This is a genomic window from Brevundimonas sp. P2_A6 (assembly GCF_056404975.1).
This window is the reverse complement of the sequence record NZ_JBFUCZ010000004.1, coordinates 206,156-225,035: the sequence shown is the minus strand read 5'-3', so window position 1 is coordinate 225,035 and position 18,880 is coordinate 206,156. Positions and strand designations below refer to the sequence as shown.

The 18,880-nt window shown below is 67.4% G+C and carries 18 protein-coding genes; 9 read left to right on the top strand and 9 right to left on the bottom strand.

What is annotated here, in order from left to right; all coding sequences use genetic code 11:
* Positions 1-7: 7 nt before the first annotated feature.
* On the top strand, positions 8-946 hold the full coding sequence (locus AC1DW4_RS12055) for an MlaD family protein (RefSeq protein ID WP_477017506.1): 939 nt from the start codon (positions 8-10) through the stop codon (positions 944-946).
* A complete protein-coding gene (locus tag AC1DW4_RS12050) occupies positions 943-1,548 on the top strand; it encodes an ABC-type transport auxiliary lipoprotein family protein (RefSeq protein ID WP_477017505.1) in 606 nt (201 codons plus the stop codon). The genes AC1DW4_RS12055 and AC1DW4_RS12050 overlap by 4 nt, the downstream gene beginning before the upstream one ends.
* Here the strand turns inward: AC1DW4_RS12050 and AC1DW4_RS12045 are convergent.
* Both AC1DW4_RS12045 and AC1DW4_RS12040 read right to left on the bottom strand, forming a co-directional pair.
* Positions 1,545-3,323, bottom strand: coding sequence for a patatin-like phospholipase family protein (locus AC1DW4_RS12045; protein WP_477017504.1), 1,779 nt, complete (start codon positions 3,321-3,323; stop codon positions 1,545-1,547). The two genes, AC1DW4_RS12050 and AC1DW4_RS12045, sit on opposite strands and share 4 nt — an antisense overlap.
* A 30-nt stretch (positions 3,324-3,353) precedes the next feature.
* Positions 3,354-4,886 carry a D-alanyl-D-alanine carboxypeptidase gene (locus tag AC1DW4_RS12040; protein WP_477017503.1) on the bottom strand — a complete coding sequence of 511 codons (1,533 nt, stop codon included), beginning with the start codon at positions 4,884-4,886 and terminating at the stop codon, positions 3,354-3,356.
* 280 nt (positions 4,887-5,166) lie between these two features.
* Here AC1DW4_RS12040 and AC1DW4_RS12035 point away from each other — a divergent pair, with 280 nt between their 5' ends.
* The 3 genes from AC1DW4_RS12035 to clpA all read left to right on the top strand — a co-directional run bounded on the left by AC1DW4_RS12035 (position 5,167) and on the right by clpA (position 8,465).
* Positions 5,167-5,658: a phasin family protein gene (locus AC1DW4_RS12035; protein WP_477017502.1), complete on the top strand. Its 492-nt coding sequence runs from the start codon at positions 5,167-5,169 to the stop codon at positions 5,656-5,658.
* 149 nt (positions 5,659-5,807) lie between these two features.
* Positions 5,808-6,140, top strand: a complete 333-nt coding sequence (clpS, locus tag AC1DW4_RS12030) for an ATP-dependent Clp protease adapter ClpS (RefSeq protein WP_477017501.1) — start codon at positions 5,808-5,810, stop codon at positions 6,138-6,140.
* Between the two features lie 12 nt (positions 6,141-6,152).
* A complete protein-coding gene (gene clpA / locus AC1DW4_RS12025) occupies positions 6,153-8,465 on the top strand; it encodes an ATP-dependent Clp protease ATP-binding subunit ClpA (protein WP_477017500.1) in 2,313 nt (770 codons plus the stop codon).
* Positions 8,466-8,692: 227 nt separating this feature from the next.
* Here the strand turns inward: clpA and AC1DW4_RS12020 are convergent, their stop codons facing one another.
* The 5 genes from AC1DW4_RS12020 to AC1DW4_RS12000 form a co-directional block, all read right to left on the bottom strand.
* Complete coding sequence (locus AC1DW4_RS12020; protein WP_477017499.1) at positions 8,693-9,001, bottom strand: CsbD family protein; 309 nt, start codon at positions 8,999-9,001, stop codon at positions 8,693-8,695.
* A gap of 101 nt (positions 9,002-9,102) precedes the next feature.
* Positions 9,103-10,191 (bottom strand): ABC transporter ATP-binding protein, encoded by a 1,089-nt coding sequence (locus tag AC1DW4_RS12015; protein WP_477017498.1) that lies wholly within the window; start codon positions 10,189-10,191, stop codon positions 9,103-9,105.
* A gap of 109 nt (positions 10,192-10,300) precedes the next feature.
* Entirely contained in the window at positions 10,301-11,056 is a 756-nt protein-coding gene (locus AC1DW4_RS12010; protein WP_477017497.1) for a pseudouridine synthase, read from the bottom strand.
* Position 11,057: 1 nt separating this feature from the next.
* Positions 11,058-11,576, bottom strand: a complete 519-nt coding sequence (locus AC1DW4_RS12005; protein ID WP_477017496.1) for a GlcG/HbpS family heme-binding protein — start codon at positions 11,574-11,576, stop codon at positions 11,058-11,060.
* A 16-nt stretch (positions 11,577-11,592) separates the two neighbouring features.
* Entirely contained in the window at positions 11,593-12,189 is a 597-nt protein-coding gene (locus tag AC1DW4_RS12000; protein WP_477017495.1) for a DUF938 domain-containing protein, read from the bottom strand.
* Positions 12,190-12,446: 257 nt separating this feature from the next.
* On the opposite strand from AC1DW4_RS12000, the gene AC1DW4_RS11995 reads away from it, so the two are divergent.
* Together AC1DW4_RS11995 and AC1DW4_RS11990 are read left to right on the top strand one after the other, a co-directional pair.
* Positions 12,447-14,309, top strand: a complete 1,863-nt coding sequence (locus AC1DW4_RS11995; protein WP_477017494.1) for a phosphoenolpyruvate carboxykinase (GTP) — start codon at positions 12,447-12,449, stop codon at positions 14,307-14,309.
* A 54-nt stretch (positions 14,310-14,363) separates the two neighbouring features.
* Entirely contained in the window at positions 14,364-15,392 is a 1,029-nt protein-coding gene (locus AC1DW4_RS11990; protein ID WP_477017493.1) for an NAD(P)/FAD-dependent oxidoreductase, read from the top strand.
* On the opposite strand, the gene AC1DW4_RS11985 is transcribed toward AC1DW4_RS11990, so the two are convergent.
* The gene (locus tag AC1DW4_RS11985) at positions 15,373-16,113 is read right to left on the bottom strand and encodes a TonB family protein (RefSeq protein WP_477017492.1); all 741 of its coding nucleotides are present in this window, start codon (positions 16,111-16,113) and stop codon (positions 15,373-15,375) included. The genes AC1DW4_RS11990 and AC1DW4_RS11985 overlap by 20 nt on opposite strands.
* Before the next feature lie 222 nt (positions 16,114-16,335).
* On the opposite strand from AC1DW4_RS11985, the gene AC1DW4_RS11980 reads away from it, so the two are divergent.
* Both AC1DW4_RS11980 and spbR read left to right on the top strand, forming a co-directional pair.
* Positions 16,336-17,142 carry a transglycosylase SLT domain-containing protein gene (locus AC1DW4_RS11980; protein WP_477017491.1) on the top strand — a complete coding sequence of 269 codons (807 nt, stop codon included), beginning with the start codon at positions 16,336-16,338 and terminating at the stop codon, positions 17,140-17,142.
* Between the two features lie 65 nt (positions 17,143-17,207).
* Positions 17,208-18,353 (top strand): SpbR family protein, encoded by a 1,146-nt coding sequence (gene spbR / locus AC1DW4_RS11975; RefSeq protein ID WP_477017490.1) that lies wholly within the window; start codon positions 17,208-17,210, stop codon positions 18,351-18,353.
* A 26-nt stretch (positions 18,354-18,379) separates the two neighbouring features.
* On the opposite strand, the gene AC1DW4_RS11970 is transcribed toward spbR, so the two are convergent.
* The gene (locus AC1DW4_RS11970) at positions 18,380-18,859 is read right to left on the bottom strand and encodes an Hpt domain-containing protein (RefSeq protein WP_477017489.1); all 480 of its coding nucleotides are present in this window, start codon (positions 18,857-18,859) and stop codon (positions 18,380-18,382) included.
* Positions 18,860-18,880 lie beyond the last annotated feature (21 nt).

The window sequence follows — 18,880 nt, the reverse complement described above, 5'->3', positions numbered from 1 at the left end:
GAACGAGATGGAACGAGACGCACATTACGCCGCCGTCGGCATTGCCACCGTCGCCCTGCTGGCGGCGCTGGCCGTGTTCGCCATCTGGCTGGCCCGGCTGCAGTTCAACGACAGCTACGACCTGTACGACATCGTGTTCACCGGTCCGGTGAACGGCGTGTCCGAGGGCGGAGAGGTGCACTTCAACGGCATCCGCGTGGGCGAGGTCACCGACCTGAACCTGGACCCGAACCGCGGTGACCAGGTCATCGCCCGCGTGCGTCTGGACGCCACCACGCCGGTGCGGGTCACCAGCCGTGCACAGCTGGAACCACAGGGGATCACGGGCCTGAACTTCGTCCAGATCACCGCCGGCACGCCCGGCAGTCCGCTGCTGAAAACGCAGTACGCCGACGACGTCGTACCGGTGATCCAGAGCCAGGCCTCTCCGTTCGCCGAGCTACTGAGCGGATCGGGCACCGTGCTGGCCCAGGCGGTGGACGCCCTCAACCGGATCAATCGCGTGATGTCCGATGACAATATCCGCAGCATCTCCGCCACCTTCAAGAACGTGGAATCGATGTCGAACGAGCTGGAAGCGCGCAAGGGCATGTTCAAGGAACTGGAAGAGGCCCTGACCAAGGCCAATGCGGCCGTGGGCGAATATCAGGCGCTTGGCGTGGACGCGCGTCGCCTGGTCAACGGCGATGGAGCCGAAGCCGTGGCCAACATCAACGCCGCCGCTGCCGATGCGCGGACCGCGATCGCCAGCATCAATCGCACGGCGACGGGTCTCGAAGGTCCGGCCGGTGAACTGGCCACCAACGGCATTCCGCAGTTGCTCGACGCCATCCAGGGTCTGCAGGAGGCGACGGATTCGCTGCAGGGTCTGGTCGATGACGTGCGAGCCAGCCCGCGAGACTTCATCGGACGGCCGCCGTCCCAGGAACTGGAGGTCCAGCCATGATCCGTTCAATTCTTGCCGCCGCAGGCGTCGCCGTCGCCCTGTCGGGCTGTGCCCTTCTGTCCTCGCCCGATCCGGTGCAGCTGTATCGCTTCGGTGCCGTCGGTGCGGCCGCGACCCAGGCGGCGGCCGATCCGGTGCAGGTGAAGCTGCGCGCCGTGGAGTTCCCTCAGGCGTCCCAGGGCGACCGGTTGCTGGGCGTGACGGCCACCGAAGCGGCCTATATCAAGGGCGCGCGCTGGGTCTCGCCGGCGTCGCAGCTGTATGTCTCGAGCCTGGAGAGCGCATTCGCCGGGCAGTCGCGGGCGGTGCGGTTGATCGGGCGGCGTGAGCTGACACCGACGACGCGGGTGCTGGACATCGACATACGCAGCTTCGAGACCCGCTATGAGACAGCGGGCGCTGTGCCGACGGTGGTGCTGAGCGCGCGGGCGCGTCTGCTGCGCTTTCCCGAACGCACGGTGCTGGCCGAGCAGACCTTCGAGATCAGCCAGCCCGCCAGCGAGAACCGCATCGCCACGATCGTCGATGCCTATGACGTCGCGACGCGCGACCTGAATAGCCAGATCGTGGCCTGGACCGACGCGAACGCGGCCGGGGGTTAGGCCGGGGTCAGGGGGATGGCGGCCGTTGCCGATGGCCCGGGTGACGTCTCCATGGGGTCCGGCATACGCTTGCGAAGGGTTTCGATCGGACCCTCGAGTTCGGCCAGAGCTTCCACCGCAGCCGCGTGACCTGAGGCCACGACAGGATCGTAGGTCTTCCAGTCCCGGATGTCTGACCCTTCCGGCATCGGCAGGATCAACAGATCGGTCTCCGCGCGCGAGGTTTCCATCTCCGCGTCGGTGGTGATGGTCGCGGCCCTCATCAGGATGGAGACGATCGGCGGACCCTTTTTCCAGGCGCCCGACGCGATCCAGCGCCACCATGACGGCGGGTTCTCCAGAGCGCCCGGATCGACGCCCCGCATCTGTGACATGTCGACGCCGATGATCGGCCCCGCATTGAACTGGCGCATCACGTCGCTGGGGAAGTTCTTGATGACGGCACCGTCCACCAGGACCTGACCATCGATCACCACAGGAGGCATGACGCCAGGGATGGAGATGGATGCCCGCATGGCGCGCCGCAGCAGGCCCCGACGATGCACCTCGATCCGGCCGGATGTCAGATTGGAGGAGACGGCGAAGAAGGGCAGGGGCATGTCGGCGATGTCAATGTCGCCGTACGCCTCCTCCAGCAGGCGCGCGACCTTGCCCGCGCGGGTCATGGCGATCATCGGGAAGGCCAGGTCGGACAAGGGGTCTGAGCGGACGAAGGCGCGTCGGATGCGGGCGTCCAGCTCTTCGTCCGACCAGTTCAGGGCGGGGCCGGCGGCGATGACGGCCCCCATGGACGACCCGCCAAGGAAGTCGAACGCCACGCCCGCTTCCCTCAAAGCCCGCACCGCGCCGACGTGAGCATAGGCGCGGGCACCGCCACCCGACAGGACCAGACCGATTGCCGTGCCCGTGACGACGCGGGCGATCCGCGCGGCGTCGTTGGGGTCGGCCTCCATGGCGTGGAACCAGCGGCCGGGATTGATGGCGTTGAGCCAGACCGAGGTGTTGGCGGGCCGCGACATGCGCGGATCCCGCAGCAGGATCAGGTCGGTGAACTGTTGCAGGCCGTGCGCGGTCCGGCTGGGAACGGACTTGGGCGGGGCCGTCAGGGCATCGCCGACGACGAACAGTCGGTCTACCTGGCGAGCGCACAGATTGGCCCACGATGGCTCGTCCAGTTCGGCGACATATAAGACAAAGTCGTGCGTATCCTCCATCCGGGAGAACCACTCGGACACCGACGACAGGGCCGAATGGTCGATGACCTGACAGGTGAAGCCCAGCGCTTCGACCGCCGCCGCGACACGCTCGACAAAGGCGCGGATCGGGCGGTTTCGAACCGAGATGAAGCCGAACACGCTGGGCGCTGTGACGCCCGGCGCGCGCTCTCGAGCGCGGTGCAGCATCAGCCGGGACAGCTCCAGCATGACCTCGGGCTGGGTCCTGACGGCGTCGAAGAAGGTCTCGGCGGGCAGGGCAAGGATCTCGGAGTCGCGCAGGGCGACAACGCTGGAAGTATGGGGGGTGCCCGCGATCAGAGCCATTTCGCCCACAGGCTCACCCGGCTTGACCACGCCCAGGAACCTGGGCGGCTGGTCGTCCTCCTGTCGGAAGACGCCGAGGCGACCCGAGCGGACCAGATACAGGCTGTCCGGGGCCTCTCCGGCGGAGAACAGCAGTTCGCCGCCGGTCAGGGCGAACCAGCTGGCCTTGGTGTTCTGATCCTCGAAGACCCGCGCGAGAGCGGCTTCCAGACTGTCGGGCCGGGGGTGGCGCATGGTGGAGTGTCGTCGTGTCCGGGGCGGGGGTTACGCCCCCGGGCGCACCACCATGCAGGTGATGTTGCGGGCCGACAGGGCTTCGCAGGCGCTCTCGGCCGAGGCCTGGGTCATGCCGACGAAACGCGATCTGTGCCAGCCGGCGGCGTCCACGACGGTGCGCTCGGCCGATGCGAACTGGGTGCGGAAGCGACGGTTGACCTCCGTCAGCCAGTCGCGCGCGACGGTGGCATCGCGAAAGGCACCGACCTGGACGGCCCAGCGGCCGGCGGCGGTCGTGGGCGCGCTTGGACGCGGGGGATTGGCGACGGCGGTGCCGGGCCGGTTCAGCGAGCCCGTCGCCGAGGTCGTGACGCCGCTGTTGAGGCTGGCGGTCAGGTTTCCGCGCGAGGGCGTGGCGTCGGCTCGCTGGACCGGCGCTGGTGTCGGGACGGTCTGTCGCGGGGCCGGGGCGGGCGTCTGTGCTACAGCTGTCTGGTAGGGGACGACGTTGGGGCCGTAGCCCGGAGGTGTTGTGACCGGCGGCCGCGTGTTCGATGCGGCCAGGACCGGGGCGGTCGAGGTAACGGTAGCGGTGCTCGGCGATGTCGGCGCGGGCTGTCCGTTCAGGGCCGCATAGGCGACGGGGGCGCCGCCGTCCGGCTCCCCGATGCCGAAGCCGCGTTGTTCGAAGAAGGTCTGGGCCACCTCGATCCGCTCGCCCGCGGCACGGCGGGTCTCGACTTCGAAGCCGGTGTCCATCAAGGCGGCGACGTGGGCGTTCCTCGTGATGCTGGATCGACCGCCCAGGACGATGGTGATGACCCGCTTGCCGCCCCGCACCGCCGAGGCCGCCAGATTGTAGCCGGACGCGTTGGTGAAGCCGGTCTTGATGCCGTCATAGCCGTTGCCGCCCAGCAGCAGGCCATTGGTGTTGCGATACTCCCGGCCCTGATACTGCCAGTCGTGGATGCCGAAATAGCTGTAGTACTGGGGATAGTCCCGCATGATCGCGCGGGCCAGGATGGCCAGATCGCGGGCTGAGGTCAGCTGGCGGCTGTCGGGCAGGCCGTTGGGGTTGACGTAGCGGGTCTGGCCCATGCCGAGCTCTTCCGCCTTCAGCGTGGCCATGGCGGCGAACCGCGCCTGGGATCCACCGATGTGCTCGGCCAGCACCATGGCCATGTCGTTGCAGGACCGGACGGTGGTCGCGCGCATGGCATCGTCGAGGCGGATCGTTTGCCCGGCCGCCAGTCCCAGCTTCGACGGAGGCTGCGACGCGGCGAGCGGCGAAACGGTGATGACGTCATCCAGATGGACGGTGCCTTTTTCCAGAGCTTCGAACACCAGATACAGGGTCATCATCTTGGTGACGGAGGCGGGATAACGCTGGCTGTCGGCGTGACGGGCGAACAGGACCTCTCCAGTTCCCGCATCGACGACAATGGCGGCGTAGCGACTGTTTTCGCCCGACTGGGCCTCGACCCGTGTCGTGGCCAGCGGGCCCGACAGGCCGACCAGCACCAGCAGGGTCAGGCCGAGGGCCATCAGGCGGCGCGGGAAGGACGAACGGTCACGCATCATCGCCAATCGAAGCCTCATCGTTTGTGGCGCGGCGGCGGCCCCCCGGCGCGTCGCAATTGATCCCTTAGCATGGGAGCCGCAGGTTTCAGGGTGGTTAAGCAGAGATCAACGCAGATTTGAACGGCCGGAATCTGATGGCGCGGTCACCAAAATGTTGCACTGCACAATCTTCTTGACGCGTCTTCGCACTTGCACCATATGAGCGGCATCGAACCAGAATCGCCTGGGACGAGCAACATTCCGCGGGCCAACCGCGATCATCAGGTTCAGGAGACTTCACATGGCTGACAGCGCCGAAACCATCAAGAAGACCGTCGAAACCGCCACCACCACCGCCAAGGTCCAGGGCGAGCAGTTCAAGGCCCAGGCCGAGAAGATGCAAGCCACGGGCACGCAAGCCCTGCGCGAGACCATGGACAAGACCTCGGCCTCGATGGCCGAACTTTCGGCCCATTCGAAGCAGAATCTGGAAGCCCTGACCGCCTCAGCCACCGCCGCCCAGAAGGGCGTCGAGGCTCTGTCGGCCCAGGCCCTGTCCTACTCGAAGACCAGCTGGGAAAACGGCGTCGCCGCCGCCCAGACGATCGCCAAGGCGCGTTCGGTCCAGGAGCTGATCGAGTTGCAGACCAACTATGCCAAGTCGGCGATGGAAACCTACCTCTCGGAAGTCACCAAGATGACCGAGACTCTGACTGGATCGGTCAAGGAAAGCTTCAAGCCGATCAACGAGCGCGTCACCGCGACCGTCGAGACCTTCCAGGCCGCCCGCTAAGCCTGAACTAGTTTGTAGCGTAACGAGGGGCCCCGGCGGAAACGCCGGGGCCCTTTTCGCATGCGTCACATCAACCTGTGACTGGACGTCCCTTCAAATCAGGCCATCATCACCTATCTAGTCATTCGAACTCCCCAACCGGAACGTAGATGCCGACAAGAAGGCCAGGTGAACAGAATGGGGGTGGCCAGGGTGCCGCCACCATCACCGAGACAAAGCCCAAGGTTCAGAAGCCCTCGCTGTATCGGGTGCTGATCCTGAACGACGACTACACGCCGATGGAATTCGTCGTCTATGTGCTGGAGCGGTTCTTCCAGAAGAGCCGCGAGGACGCGACCCGCATCATGCTGCATGTGCACCAGCATGGCGTCGGGGTCTGCGGCGTCTTCACCTACGAGGTGGCCGAAACCAAGGTCGCCCAGGTGGTCGAGACGGCGCGCCGTCACCAGCACCCGTTACAGTGCACTATGGAAAAAGACTGAGAGGATCTCCCCATGCCCTCGTTTTCACGTCCTCTCGAAGAGACCCTGCATCGCGCGGTCTCCTATGCCAACGAACGCCGCCACGAGTATGCGACGCTCGAACACCTGCTGCTGGCGCTGGTCGATGACGCCGACGCCGGCGCGGTGATGAAGGCCTGCAACGTCGATCTCTCCGCGCTGAAGACCGCGCTGACGCTGTATGTCGACACCGATCTGGCCGCGCTCGCGACGTCGGACGGCGAGGACGCCAAGCCGACCGCCGGCTTCCAGCGCGTGATCCAGCGCGCGGTGATCCACGTCCAGTCCTCGGGCCGCGAAGAAGTGTCCGGTGCCAATGTGCTGGTCGCCATCTTCAGCGAGCGCGAGAGCCACGCCGCCTACTTTCTGCAGGAACAGGACATGACCCGCTATGACGCGGTCAACTTCATCGCCCACGGCATTCCCAAGAAGGCCGGTGGTGGCGAGCCGCGTCCGCCCAAGGTCGCGGGTCAAAGCCCGGAGGAGGCCGAGGACGCCGCCGCTGTCAAACAGGGCGGAGAGGCGCTGGAAGCCTATTGCGTCGACCTGAACGAGAAGTCGCGCAACGGCAAGATTGACCCGCTGATCGGCCGCCAGGCCGAGGTGGATCGCTCGATCCAGATCCTGTGCCGCCGGACCAAGAACAACCCGCTGCTGGTCGGCGAGCCCGGCGTCGGCAAGACCGCCATCGCAGAAGGCCTGGCGCGCAAGATCGTCAACCACGAGGTCCCGGCGGTGCTGGAAGGCGCGACTATCTACAGCCTCGACATGGGCGCGCTGCTGGCCGGCACCCGCTATCGCGGCGACTTCGAGGAGCGGCTGAAGCAGGTCGTCAAGGAACTCGAGAACCACGAGAACGCGATCCTGTTCATCGACGAGATCCACACGGTGATCGGCGCGGGTGCGACCAGTGGCGGGGCGATGGATGCGTCGAACCTGCTGAAGCCCGCCCTGGCCTCTGGCACCCTGCGTTGCATGGGGTCGACGACCTACAAGGAATACCGCCAGCACTTCGAGAAGGACCGCGCCCTGGTGCGGCGCTTCCAGAAGATCGACGTCAACGAGCCGACGGTCGAGGACACGGTGAAGATCCTCAAAGGCCTGAAGACCGCCTACGAGGGTCACCACAAGCTGCGTTACACCGATGCGGCGATCCGTTCGGCGGTCGAGCTGTCGGCCCGCTACATGACCGACCGCAAACTGCCGGACAAGGCGATCGACGTGATCGACGAGGCGGGGGCGTCGCAGATGCTGCTCCCCGAGAACAAGCGGAAGAAGGTCATCGGCCAGAAGGAAGTGGAGGCCGTCATCGCCAAGATGGCGCGCATTCCGCCCAAGTCGGTTTCCAAGTCCGACACCGAGGGCCTGCGTGAGCTTCAGACCGACCTGAACCGGGCCGTCTTCGGCCAGGACGCGGCGATCGAACAGGTCGCTTCCGCCATGAAGCTGGCCCGCGCCGGCCTGCGCGATCCGCAAAAGCCGATCGGATCCTTCCTGTTCGCCGGACCGACCGGCGTGGGCAAGACCGAGGTGGCCAAGCAGCTGGCTTCGACCCTGGGCATCGAGATGCTGCGCTTCGACATGTCGGAATACATGGAGCGCCACACGGTCAGCCGCCTGATCGGCGCGCCTCCGGGCTACGTCGGGCATGACCAGGGCGGCCTGCTGACCGACGCCGTCGATCAGCACCCTCATGCCGTGGTCCTGCTGGACGAGATCGAGAAGGCCCACCCCGACGTCTACAACATCCTGCTCCAGGTCATGGACAACGGGATGCTGACCGACGCCATCGGCAAAAAGGTCGATTTCCGTAACGTGGTCCTGATCATGACCACCAACGCGGGCGCGGCCGACAATGCCAGGGCCTCCATCGGCTTCGGTCGCGGCAAGGTCGAGGGCGAGGACGAAAAGGCCATCCAGCGCCTGTTCGCGCCGGAGTTCCGCAACCGTCTGGACGCGGTGGTCAGCTTCAAGGCCCTGCAGCCGGAGGTCATCCGTCAGGTGGTGACCAAGTTCGTCCTGCAGCTGGAGGCCCAGCTTGCGGATCGCAACATCACCATCGAACTGACCGACGACGCGGCCGACTGGCTGGCCAAGAACGGCTTCGACGAACTGTATGGCGCGCGCCCCCTGGGCCGGGTCATCCAGGAGAACATCAAGAAGCCCCTGGCCGACGATATCCTGTTCGGACGTCTGACGCGCGGCGGCCACGTCAAGGTCGAGCTCAAGGACGGCAAGATCGCCTTCGACATCACGCCGACGGCGGGTGCTCCGGCCAAGGAAACGGTGGATGGGGTGGCGGTGTAGTCTGTCGCGTCTCCTCCCCGTCTCGCAGAAATGGGGAGGGGGCAGCGAGCCCTTCGCGAGCTGACGGAGGGGTTCTTGAGGCGCTCAAGGGCGGTGGGGCGTCGAGAACCCTCCACCCCCGCCAAGAGGCGGGCGGTCCCCCTCCCCATCGCTACGCGACGGGGAGGAGACAAGAAAAAAGGCCCGGGAGCGATCCCGGGCCTTTCGTTTGTCTGCAGGCTTGAAGCCTAGTAGCGGCGGCGGCCCGAGCCGGCGATCAAGAAGGCGAGGCCCGCCAGGATGCCCGTGGTCAGCAGCGGCTTGCGACGGGCGAAATCCAGGCCCGTGTTGATCGGCTGGCGCAGGTCGGCGGGGGCGCGCTCTGCCAGGGTGTCCAGCTTGTCGATGGCGCGGCCATAGGCGTCGAGCGCCTTGCCCTTCACTTCCTCGAACTTGCCTTCGACCTGCAGCTTGGTGTCGCCGGTCAGGTTGCCGAGGCCGTTCTTGAGCTTGCCAGAGATGCCGTTGGCGGCACCTTCGATACGTTGGTCGGTCATGATGAAAGTCCTTCTGATCTGAAGCGCCGGGGAGGCTGCCGTGATAGCGCGCGCCAACGGCTACGGTTCCGCATTTGAGCACCTTCCGGTGCGGCGTTTCGTCAGAGGCGCGTGAAGGCGATCCCGTCGCCGTCGAACAGGTGGGCGTGATCAGGGTCGATGTGCAGGGTCAGCGCCTGGCCCACCGTCGGGCGGACGTCGCCGGGCAGCTGGACCGTCAGGGTCTCGGGCGAACCGGGATGGGTGACGTAGGCATAGGTGGCATTGCCCAGGGTCTCGACGAAGGCGACGGTCACGGCGATGACGCCGTCTTTGCCGGACAGGGTCAGATGCTCCGGTCGGATGCCCAGGGTGATGGGCTGACCGACCTTGGCGTTCGAGGCCTGGGCGGCGACCGTGATCGTCTCACCCGCCGGGGTCCGGACGACGGCGCGGGTCGATGAGGCCTCCATCACCTCGCCGGTGATCAGGTTCATCTTGGGGCTGCCGATGAACTGGGCCACGAACAAGGTGCGGGGATTCTCATAGAGCTCCATCGGTGCCCCGACCTGCTCGACCACGCCACCGTTCAGGACCACGATCCGGTCGGCCAGGGTCATGGCCTCGACCTGGTCGTGGGTGACGTAGATCATGGTCGTCTTCAGTCGCCCGTGAAGCGACGCGAACTCGTAGCGCATGCGGACGCGCAGGGCGGCGTCCAGGTTTGACAGCGGCTCGTCGAACAGGAAGACTTCGGGCTCGCGCACGATGGCGCGGCCGATGGCGACACGCTGGCGCTGGCCGCCGGACAAGGCCTTGGGCTTGCGGTCCAGGTATTCGGTGATGTTCAGCGTTTCGGCGGCGGCCCGCACCCGGCGGTCGATCTCGGCCTTGTCCGCCTTGGCCAGAGTCAGGCCGAAGGCCATGTTCTGATAGACGCTCATATGCGGATAAAGCGCGTAGGACTGGAACACCATGGCGATGCCCCGGTCGGACGGGCTCATGTCGGTGACGACCGTGCCGCCGATCGAGACCTGACCCGCGTCGGCCTGTTCCAGACCGGCGATCACGCGCAGCAGGGTGGATTTTCCGCAGCCGGACGGGCCTACGAAGACCACGAATTCGCCGTCGCCGATGGTCAGGTCGACGCCCTTGAGCACCTCGGTCGCACCGAACGATTTGCGAATGCCGCTGAGGGCCACGTCGGCCATGTTTGTTCCATCCCGGTCGTCTTGTTTTGCAGGAACTGTAAGCGGTTACAGGTTCGACGCAAACGTGCATCTTTTAAACCCTGCGTCTCGGACAGGCGGCGTCCGCCGATCAGACCAGCAGCGCCGCTCGTTCCTCGGCCGTCAGCATGCGCCAGCGGCCTTCTTTCAGACCATCCAGCCGGATCGGGCCGATGCGGATGCGAAGCAGGTCGATGACTTCCAGCTCGGCGTGTTCGCACATGCGCCGGATCTGGCGGTTGCGGCCCTCGGTCAGGACGAAGCGCAGGCGTTGCTGCTCCATGCGGCTGACCTTGGCGTACTTCAGCTGGCGGCCGTCCAGCATGATGCCGTGGCGCAGCAGGGCGAGCTTCTTCTCCGTCACGTCGCCGACGACGCGGACAAGGTATTCCTTGTCCAGCCTCGACTCCGGACCGATCACCGCCTTGGCCACCACCCCGTCGGACGACAGCATCAGCAGGCCCCGCGAATCCTCGTCCAGCCGGCCGATGGGGGGCAGGGAAGTGTCTGCGTCGGGCGCGGTGCCTGGACCAATCAGGTTGGCGGATGTCAGCAGGCGGACGGCCGGAATCTTGTCCGGCTCGGGCTGGCCGGAGACATAGCCGACCGGCTTGTGGATCACGACGGTGATCCCGGCGGCCAAGGCGGTCTCCGCGCGGTCGGACAGGGTCAGGGTCTGGCCGGGTTCGATTTTTCGGCCGGCGTCTGTGACGACTTCGCCGTCGATGGAGACCAGGCCATCGGCGATCAGGGCATCCGCCTCTCGCCGCGAGCAGACGCCGGTCTGACCGAGCCATTTGTTGATGCGGCTGGGTTCGAGGCCGTCGTAGAGGCGGGAGAGGGCCAAGTCAGTCGGCCGAAAGCGCAGCCGTGGCGACCTCGGCGTCCTGGGCGGCAGAGGCTCCGGAGACACCGATGGCCCCGACGATGCGACCGTCGACCACGATGGGGATGCCGCCCGCGATCGGCAGGGCGTCGTCGTTGGCGATGCTGACGATCCGTCCGGCCAGCGTCCGCTCCTCCATCACCGAGGTGGCCAGGCGGTAACGCGCAGCGGTGCGGGCCTTTTTCTGGGCCACCAGAATCGAGCCGTACTGGGTGTCGTCCATGCGGGCGAAGGCGACGAGTTCGCCGCTGGGCTCCACGATGGCGACGGCCATGCGGAAGTTGCCACGCGCGGCGGCGGCGACCGCGCGGTCGATCAGGGCCTGGGCGGCCTCCAGGGAGATCGGCGTGCCATAGGGCGGCGAGGGAGCGGCGACGATGGCGGGCGCGGCCTGGGCCGGCGCCGCCGTCTGGGCCATCGCGGCGGGCGCGGCGAGCGCGAGGGCCAGACCGATGGCGATCAGGGGGGCGAGGGTCTTCATGGCGCGCTCCAGAGGCTCAGCTGACACGGCGGAACATCAGCAACAGGTTGTTGGCGGGCATCTCGGCACGGCGGGTCAGGTGCAGGCCATGCGTCTTGGCCAGGGCGGCGACGGCCTCGACCTCGCGCAGGCCCCACGCGGGGTCGCGAGACTTCAGGCTGGCATCGAAGGCTTCGTTTGACGGGGCCAGAGGCACGTCGGTCTCTCGGAAAGGACCGTAAAGGACCAGAAGGCCGCCAGGGTCGGGCAGGACGCGGCCGGCCCCGGCCATCAGCCCCTGGGTCGCCGACCACGGGCTGATGTGGATCATGTTGATGCAGACGATGACCTGGACATCGACACCGGGCCAGGAGTCGGGACGGGCCGCATCGAGGTCGATCACCGGCTTCAGGTTCGGCAGCGCGGCTTCTGCGGCCCAGGCGGCGATGCTGGCGCGGGCCTCGGGCGACGGGTCGCTGGGGGTCCAGGTGGTCAGGGGCAGGGCGCGGGCGAAGGCGACGGCGTGCTCGCCGGAACCGGATGCGATCTCCAGCACGCGGCCCCTGGCAGGCAGGTGCGCCCTCAGCACCGCCAGGATCGGATCGGTGTTCCGGGCCACGGCGGGAGAGGCCATGGCACCGCTGGGCGCGGCAAGCGTGATGGGATCGAGCGTCTGCACAGCGTTGCAGATACAGGGGCTCGCGCCATCGCGCGACTGGATTCGACCTTGGCGGCACGATGGACAGGCGGGCGGTGGGTGAAATCCTGCGCCGGTTGACGCGGCGGCATCGCGGGTGGCATTGCGCCTGTAACGGGCCGTGAGGCGCTGTTACAAAAGAGGCGGTCCACGGCGGCGTCAGACCGGCCGGGCCGACGTTCAGGAGAGTTCGCTTGGCTTCCATCTCGACCATCGCAGGGCTTAGCCCTGCGCCGACCCGACACGCCCGCCTGATCGCGTGGGTGGAACAGATCGCTGCATTGACCAAGCCGGCACGGGTGCACTGGTGCGATGGATCGGAGGCCGAGAAGGCCGAGATCGTCGCCGACCTGATCGACAAGGGCACGCTGAAGGCGCTGGACCAGGACAAGCGTCCCGGTAGCTATTACGCCGCCTCGGACCCCAAGGACGTCGCGCGGGTCGAGAGCCGGACCTTCATCTGTTCGGCCGAGGAGATCGACGCCGGCCCGACCAACAACTGGGCCGATCCGGTCGAGATGCGAACGCGGCTGGACGGTCTGTTCGACGGCTGCATGGCCGGGCGGACCATGTATGTGGTGCCCTTCTCCATGGGACCGCTGGGCTCGGAGCTGTCGGCTCTGGGTGTCGAGATCACCGACAGCGGATATGTCGCGGTCTCCATGGGCATCATGACCCGGATGGGAGCGGCGGCGCTGGAAGCCCTGGGCGACGACGGCGTGTTCGTGCCGGCCGTCCACACCCTGGGCGCGCCCCTGGCCGAGGGACAGGCGGACGTCGCCTGGCCCTGCAACGCCGAGAAATGGATCGTCCATTTCCCCGAGACGCGCGAAATCTGGTCCTATGGCTCGGGTTATGGCGGCAACGCCCTGCTGGGCAAGAAATGCTACGCTCTGCGGATCGCCTCGATCATGGCCCGGGACGAGGGCTGGCTGGCCGAGCACATGCTGATCCTGAAACTGACCGATCCCAAGGGGCGGTCGAAATACATGGCCGCCGCCTTCCCCAGTGCCTGCGGCAAGACCAATCTGGCCATGCTTCAGCCGACGCTGCCGGGATGGAAGGCCGAGACGATCGGCGACGACATCGCCTGGATGCGCTTCGGCGACGACGGGCGCCTGTACGCCGTGAACCCTGAGGCAGGTTTCTTCGGCGTCGCGCCGGGCACGAGCCGCAACACCAACCAGAACGCGCTGGCGACCCTGGCGACGAACACCGTCTTCACCAATACCGCCCTGACTGCGGACGGTGACGTGTGGTGGGAGGGTCTGACCAAGACCGCGCCTGATGGCATGACGAACTGGAAGGGCGTGGCGCACGACCCTGCCTCTGGCGAGCCGGCGGCCCATCCCAACGCCCGCTTCGCCGCCCCCGCGAGCCAGTGCCCGACCATCGCGCCGGAATGGGAGGATCCCAAGGGTGTGCCGATCGACGCGGTCCTGTTCGGCGGCCGCCGCGCCTCGGCCGTGCCGCTGGTCACCGAGGCGTTCGACTGGGAACACGGGGTGTTCATGGGCTCGACCGTGGCGTCCGAAGGTACGGCCGCGGCAGAGAACGCCATCGGCGAACTGCGCCGCGATCCGTTCGCCATGCTGCCCTTCTGCGGCTACAACATGGGCGACTATTTCGCCCACTGGCTGTCGCTTGGGGCCAAGGCCGATCCTGCCAAGCTGCCGGGCATCTATTTCGTCAACTGGTTCCGCAAGGACGAGGACGGCAAGTTCGTCTGGCCGGGATTCGGCGACAATGCGCGGGTTCTGAAATGGATCGCCGAGCGGCTGGATGGCGAGGCCGAGGCCGTGGATACGCCGGTCGGGCGGGTGCCTGCTGCGGGTGCGCTGGATGTGGACGGTCTATCGCTGAGCGAGGCCGATCTGACGACCCTGCTGGAGGTCGATGCCGAGGTCTGGACCGAGGAGGCCGGGCTGATCCCGCCATTCTACGTTCGCTTCGGCGACCGGCTGCCCAAGGCCCTGTGGGCCCAGCACGCCGCCCTGACCGAGCGTCTGGCGGCGGTGCGGATCGCGGACCAGGCGGCGGCGATCGCGGCGGAATAGGGCCAAGGTCAGTCTCGACTTGAAATCGACGGACGCTCGGTCGAAGGACTGGCCGTGGCTGATATTTCCTGTGACATCGTGGTGGTCGGTGCCGGCGTGCTGGGGCTTTGCGTCGCCAGCGAACTGACGGCGCGCGGACATGATGTGCGTGTCGTCGATCCGGGCGAGCCGAACGCCTCTTCGGTCGCGGCGGGGATGATCGCCCCCGGCGCCGAGACGCTGCTGGACCTGCCGAGCGGGGACGTCGCGGCCCTGTTTCGCGAGGCGGCGGAGCTATGGCCCGACCTGGCTGCACGTCGGGGCGTCACCCTCGACCTGACTCCCGCTGAATGGGCGGGCGACGACCGGGAAGCGGCCGCGTCCGTGCTGGTGGACAGGGGCTTTCGGCCGCTGTGGGAGGGTGCACGGTTGTATCTGCCGTCCGACGTCCGGCTGGACCCGTCGCAGGCCCTGTCCGCCTTGGCCGCCTCCATCGACTCGCCGAGCCTGCCGCGAAGGCTGGCCCGGATGGAGCGGGTCACGGACGCGTGGCGGCTGCATATGGACGGTGGCGCGATCACGACCCGGACCCTGGTCTTGGCCAACGGGACGGCGGGTTCTGTTCCGGGGCTGCCGGAGGCCGTCGCCGGAATCCTGCGCCGCGTCTCGCCGATCGGGGGGCAGATCGGCAGGATCGCGTCACCTCTCACGCACCGGGTTCTAAGAGGCGATGGCGTCTATGTCGTCCCAGGATCTGCGGGGACGACCCTGATCGGCGCGACCATGGTCGAGGGCGAGCGGCATCCCAGACCCGATCCCGAGGCGTCGAGAGGCCTGATCCGGATGGCCGAACGGCTGTTGGGCCAGACGATCGAGGATGCCGTCGAATGGCGGGTGGGCGTGCGGGGGGCCAGCCCGGACGGTCTGCCCATGGCCGGGCCGACGGACGATCCGTCGATCCACGTCGCCCTGGCTCCCCGCCGGAACGGCTGGCTGCTGGGGCCGATGGTGGGTCGGGTCGTGGCGGACGGCATCGAAGGGCGGCCGCGCGCTCGACACGCGGCCGCCCTCGATCCGCTGCGGTTCACCCCTCCGGAAGATTGAAGCGCAGACCGATGTTGACGCGGGCCCCATCCACCGCCTGACCGTCCACGGTGCGGGGGCTCATGCGGAAATACCGCGTCAAGCCCAGGGCGGCGCGGCCAAAGCCGAAGCCGCCGGGTGTCTCGGACACGACGGCGCAGTCGCTCACCGTGCCGTTGGCGCGAACCAGGCAGCTGAGTCGGGCCGACCCCGAAATGGACTGCGAGATCGCCCGGCCGGGATAGGCGCGCGCCAGTTGCTCGCCGCTGGGCTGGCTGACCCAGCGCGGCGAAGTGATGACCGGCGGGCCGGGCGGCGTCGTGTCGACCGGCTCGCTTGACGTTCCGGTCGTCTCGGTCGAGGGGACCAGCGTCGTCGTGTTGATGGTCGGGCCTGGTTCGGAGACGGTCGTGGCCGACGGGACCGTGCTCAGCGTCTCCGTCGGCTGCTCGGGCAGAGGCGTGCGGTTCACGTCGGGATTGGGAGCCGGAGGGGTCGTGGACTTGACCGGATTTAGAGGCCTTGGCTCCGGGCGGAAGAAGGTCGTCTCGATGACCCGTTCCGGCGGCGTGGGCGCGGTCTCGGCCTCGACCTTCTGGTAGTAGAGCACGGCACCGACCGCGACGTGGGCCAGGGCCACGATGCCGATGGCGATCCAGGTGGACCGGGGCAGGGGTCGTTTGCGCTCGGCGAAATCGATCGGGCTGACCAGTCGAGGTCCGCCTGCGGTCTGCATCATCATGGCCGTCACTCCCTCAGTTTATAAGCCGCTCCCCAGCAACCCTGAGAGGAATGACGCGCGCGACTGATGGCGGGAATGGGGCAGAAGAAACGTCGGTTTCTGACTGAACAATGATAAGTGCGCTAACGCTCGGCTCGCGGAGCCTCGCTGCATGAGCGCGACGTGTTGACGCCGTTAACGGACATTAACGCTCGATTAACCACGATCTCCGAGCCTTGCTCCATGAGCGTCGGAGCGATTCCAGCAGCGGGCGGGGTGGAGGCGGCGATCCGTCGTGCCGCCAGCGCGACCGGCGTGGACTTCGACTTCCTGATGAAGACGGCGCGCCGCGAGAGCGCGTTCAACCCGTCGGCCCAGGCACGGACGTCATCGGCGGCGGGCCTTTTTCAGTTCATCGAGCAGACCTGGCTGGCGACCGTCAAACAGCACGGAGCGCAGCACGGTTACGGTCAGTACGCCGACCTGATCCACCGGGGATCGGACGGACGCTGGCAGGTCAGCGGGTCGGCGCGGAACGTGGTGCTGGACCTGAGGTTCGACCCTCAGGCCGCCTCGACCATGGCGGGCGAGCTGACGGCCTCGAATGCCGCCTATCTGCGCGGGCGGACGGGGCGCGAGCCGGGCGCGGGCGACCTGTATGCCGCGCATTTCCTGGGACCGGCGGGGGCGGCGCAGATCATGGAGGCCATGGAGGCGCGGCCGGGTGCCAATGCGGCGGCCATGTTCCCGCAGGCGGCGGCGGCGAACCGCTCTATCTTCTATCGTGACGGGCGGGCGGCGACGGTGGCCGAGGTGCACGCCAACCTGCAGCGCACGGCCGGCGAGGGGGCACCGGCGATGGGGTCGGGCGGGGCCAGCCTACCGGCGCTCGACGAAAAGGACGCCGCCATCGCCGCGCGGATGGACCGTCTGAAACAGGATCAGGGCCTGCTGGCGCTGCTGTTGGGGCAAGAAGGCGACCAGAAGGCCGGCGGCTTCACCAAGGCCTTCGGGGCCGGCTCGGATTCGGTATCCGGCGGCGGGTGGTAAACCGCGCGTTAAGCAAGCAGGCTCACGGTATTGATCGTCCTCCGCGACTCACGATCCGAGCCCCCATGACCGCCTATCGCGCCCGCCTGACCGAGTTCGACATCCGCCGCCTGATCAAGGCGACGGACGAGGACGAACGGGCCTCGGCTGCGCACAAGCTGTGCCGCAGCATCGACCGAATCGATCTGGACGACGCCGACCGCGAGGCCGCGCAGAAGATCATGCGCGTCCTGGCCCAGGATGCGGCCGAACTGGTGCGGCGAGCCCTGGCCGTGACGCTGAAAAGCTCGGACCTGCTGCCGCACGACGTGGCGCGACTGCTGGCGGCGGACGTTGATTCCATCGCCCTGCCGATCATCGGATCGTCGCCCGTCTTCACCGACGACGACCTGATCGAGATCGTGAAGGCCGGATCGGCCGTGCGTCAGGTCGCCGTGGCTGCGCGACCGAAGGTGTCTCGTGACGTCGCCGACGCCCTGAGCCGGGATGGGTGCGAACAGTCGGTGCGGACGCTGGCGTCCAACGACAACGCCGATATTTCCGAAGGCGCCATGGGCACCGTCGTGGACCGGTTCGGGTCGGTGCCCGAGGTCGTGGCCGCCCTGGCTTACCGGCAGGTGCTGCCGCTGGACATCACCGAGCGGCTGGTCGCCCTGGCCAGCGAGGCCGTGCGCCACCACCTGGTGACCCGCCACGCCGTGGCCCCCGAGACCGCCATCCGGCTGTCGACCTTCGCGCGCGAACGGGCCACCGTCGATCTGATCGACCAGGCCGCGACGACGCAGGACATCGCAACCTTTGTCGGTCAGTTGAACGCGCGGCGCGCCCTGACAGGATCGCTGCTGCTTCGGGCGCTGGCGCGGGGGCAGATGACCCTGTTCGAGCACGGTCTGGCGGAGTTGGCCTCCACCCCGCACGAGCGCGCATGGCTGATGGTGCACGACGCGGGTCCGCTGGGGCTGAAGGCGATCTATGATCGGGCCGGGCTGCCGCCACGGCTGTTCCAGGCCTTCCGTGCCGGCGTCGACACATGGCGACAGCTGTCGGCGGAGGGTGCCGACACGACGGGCGAGGCGTTCCGCGAACGGATGCTTGAGCGGTTCCTGACCCAGCGGCCGAACACGTCGCGCGACGATCTGGCCTATTTGATGGAGCGGCTGGACCGGCCGTCGGAAACGTCGACCCGGCTGGTGGCGGCGAACGCGGCGTAGAGTTCGCTCTGCCTGTGCGCCGGGGTTCAGCCCGCCCGGTGGGCGGCGACCTTGGCTTCGAGGGTTTCAGACAGGACGCGGCCAGTGGGATGGTCGTCGGTCTGGATCTGATCGCGGACGACGGCACGGATGGCGTCGATGTGGGCGTCGATCAGGACCATGGGCGCGTCCATGCGCTTGATCGGATCATCCATCAATTTGCACAGCGATCCAGCCAACCGCGTGACCAGCGGATACTGATAGGTGGCCCCCAGACCCTTGAGGTCATGGGCGCGGAAATACAGGCCTTCGGCGGTCTTGGCGTTGTAGCCCTCGGCGCGGATCGCGGCCTGGGCGGCGTCCAGCTTGGTGATCTCGTCCTGCAGCCACTGACCGAATTGGCCCGACATCGCCTTCAGAGCCTCTTCGGCGCGGGCGATGGCGTCGGCGTTGATACCGCTGAAGCCGCCGCCGACCTTGGCGCGCAGCATGTTGGGCGGACGGGTGACTTGAGCCGGGTTGCTCACGGTGGACTCCTGCGAACGTCG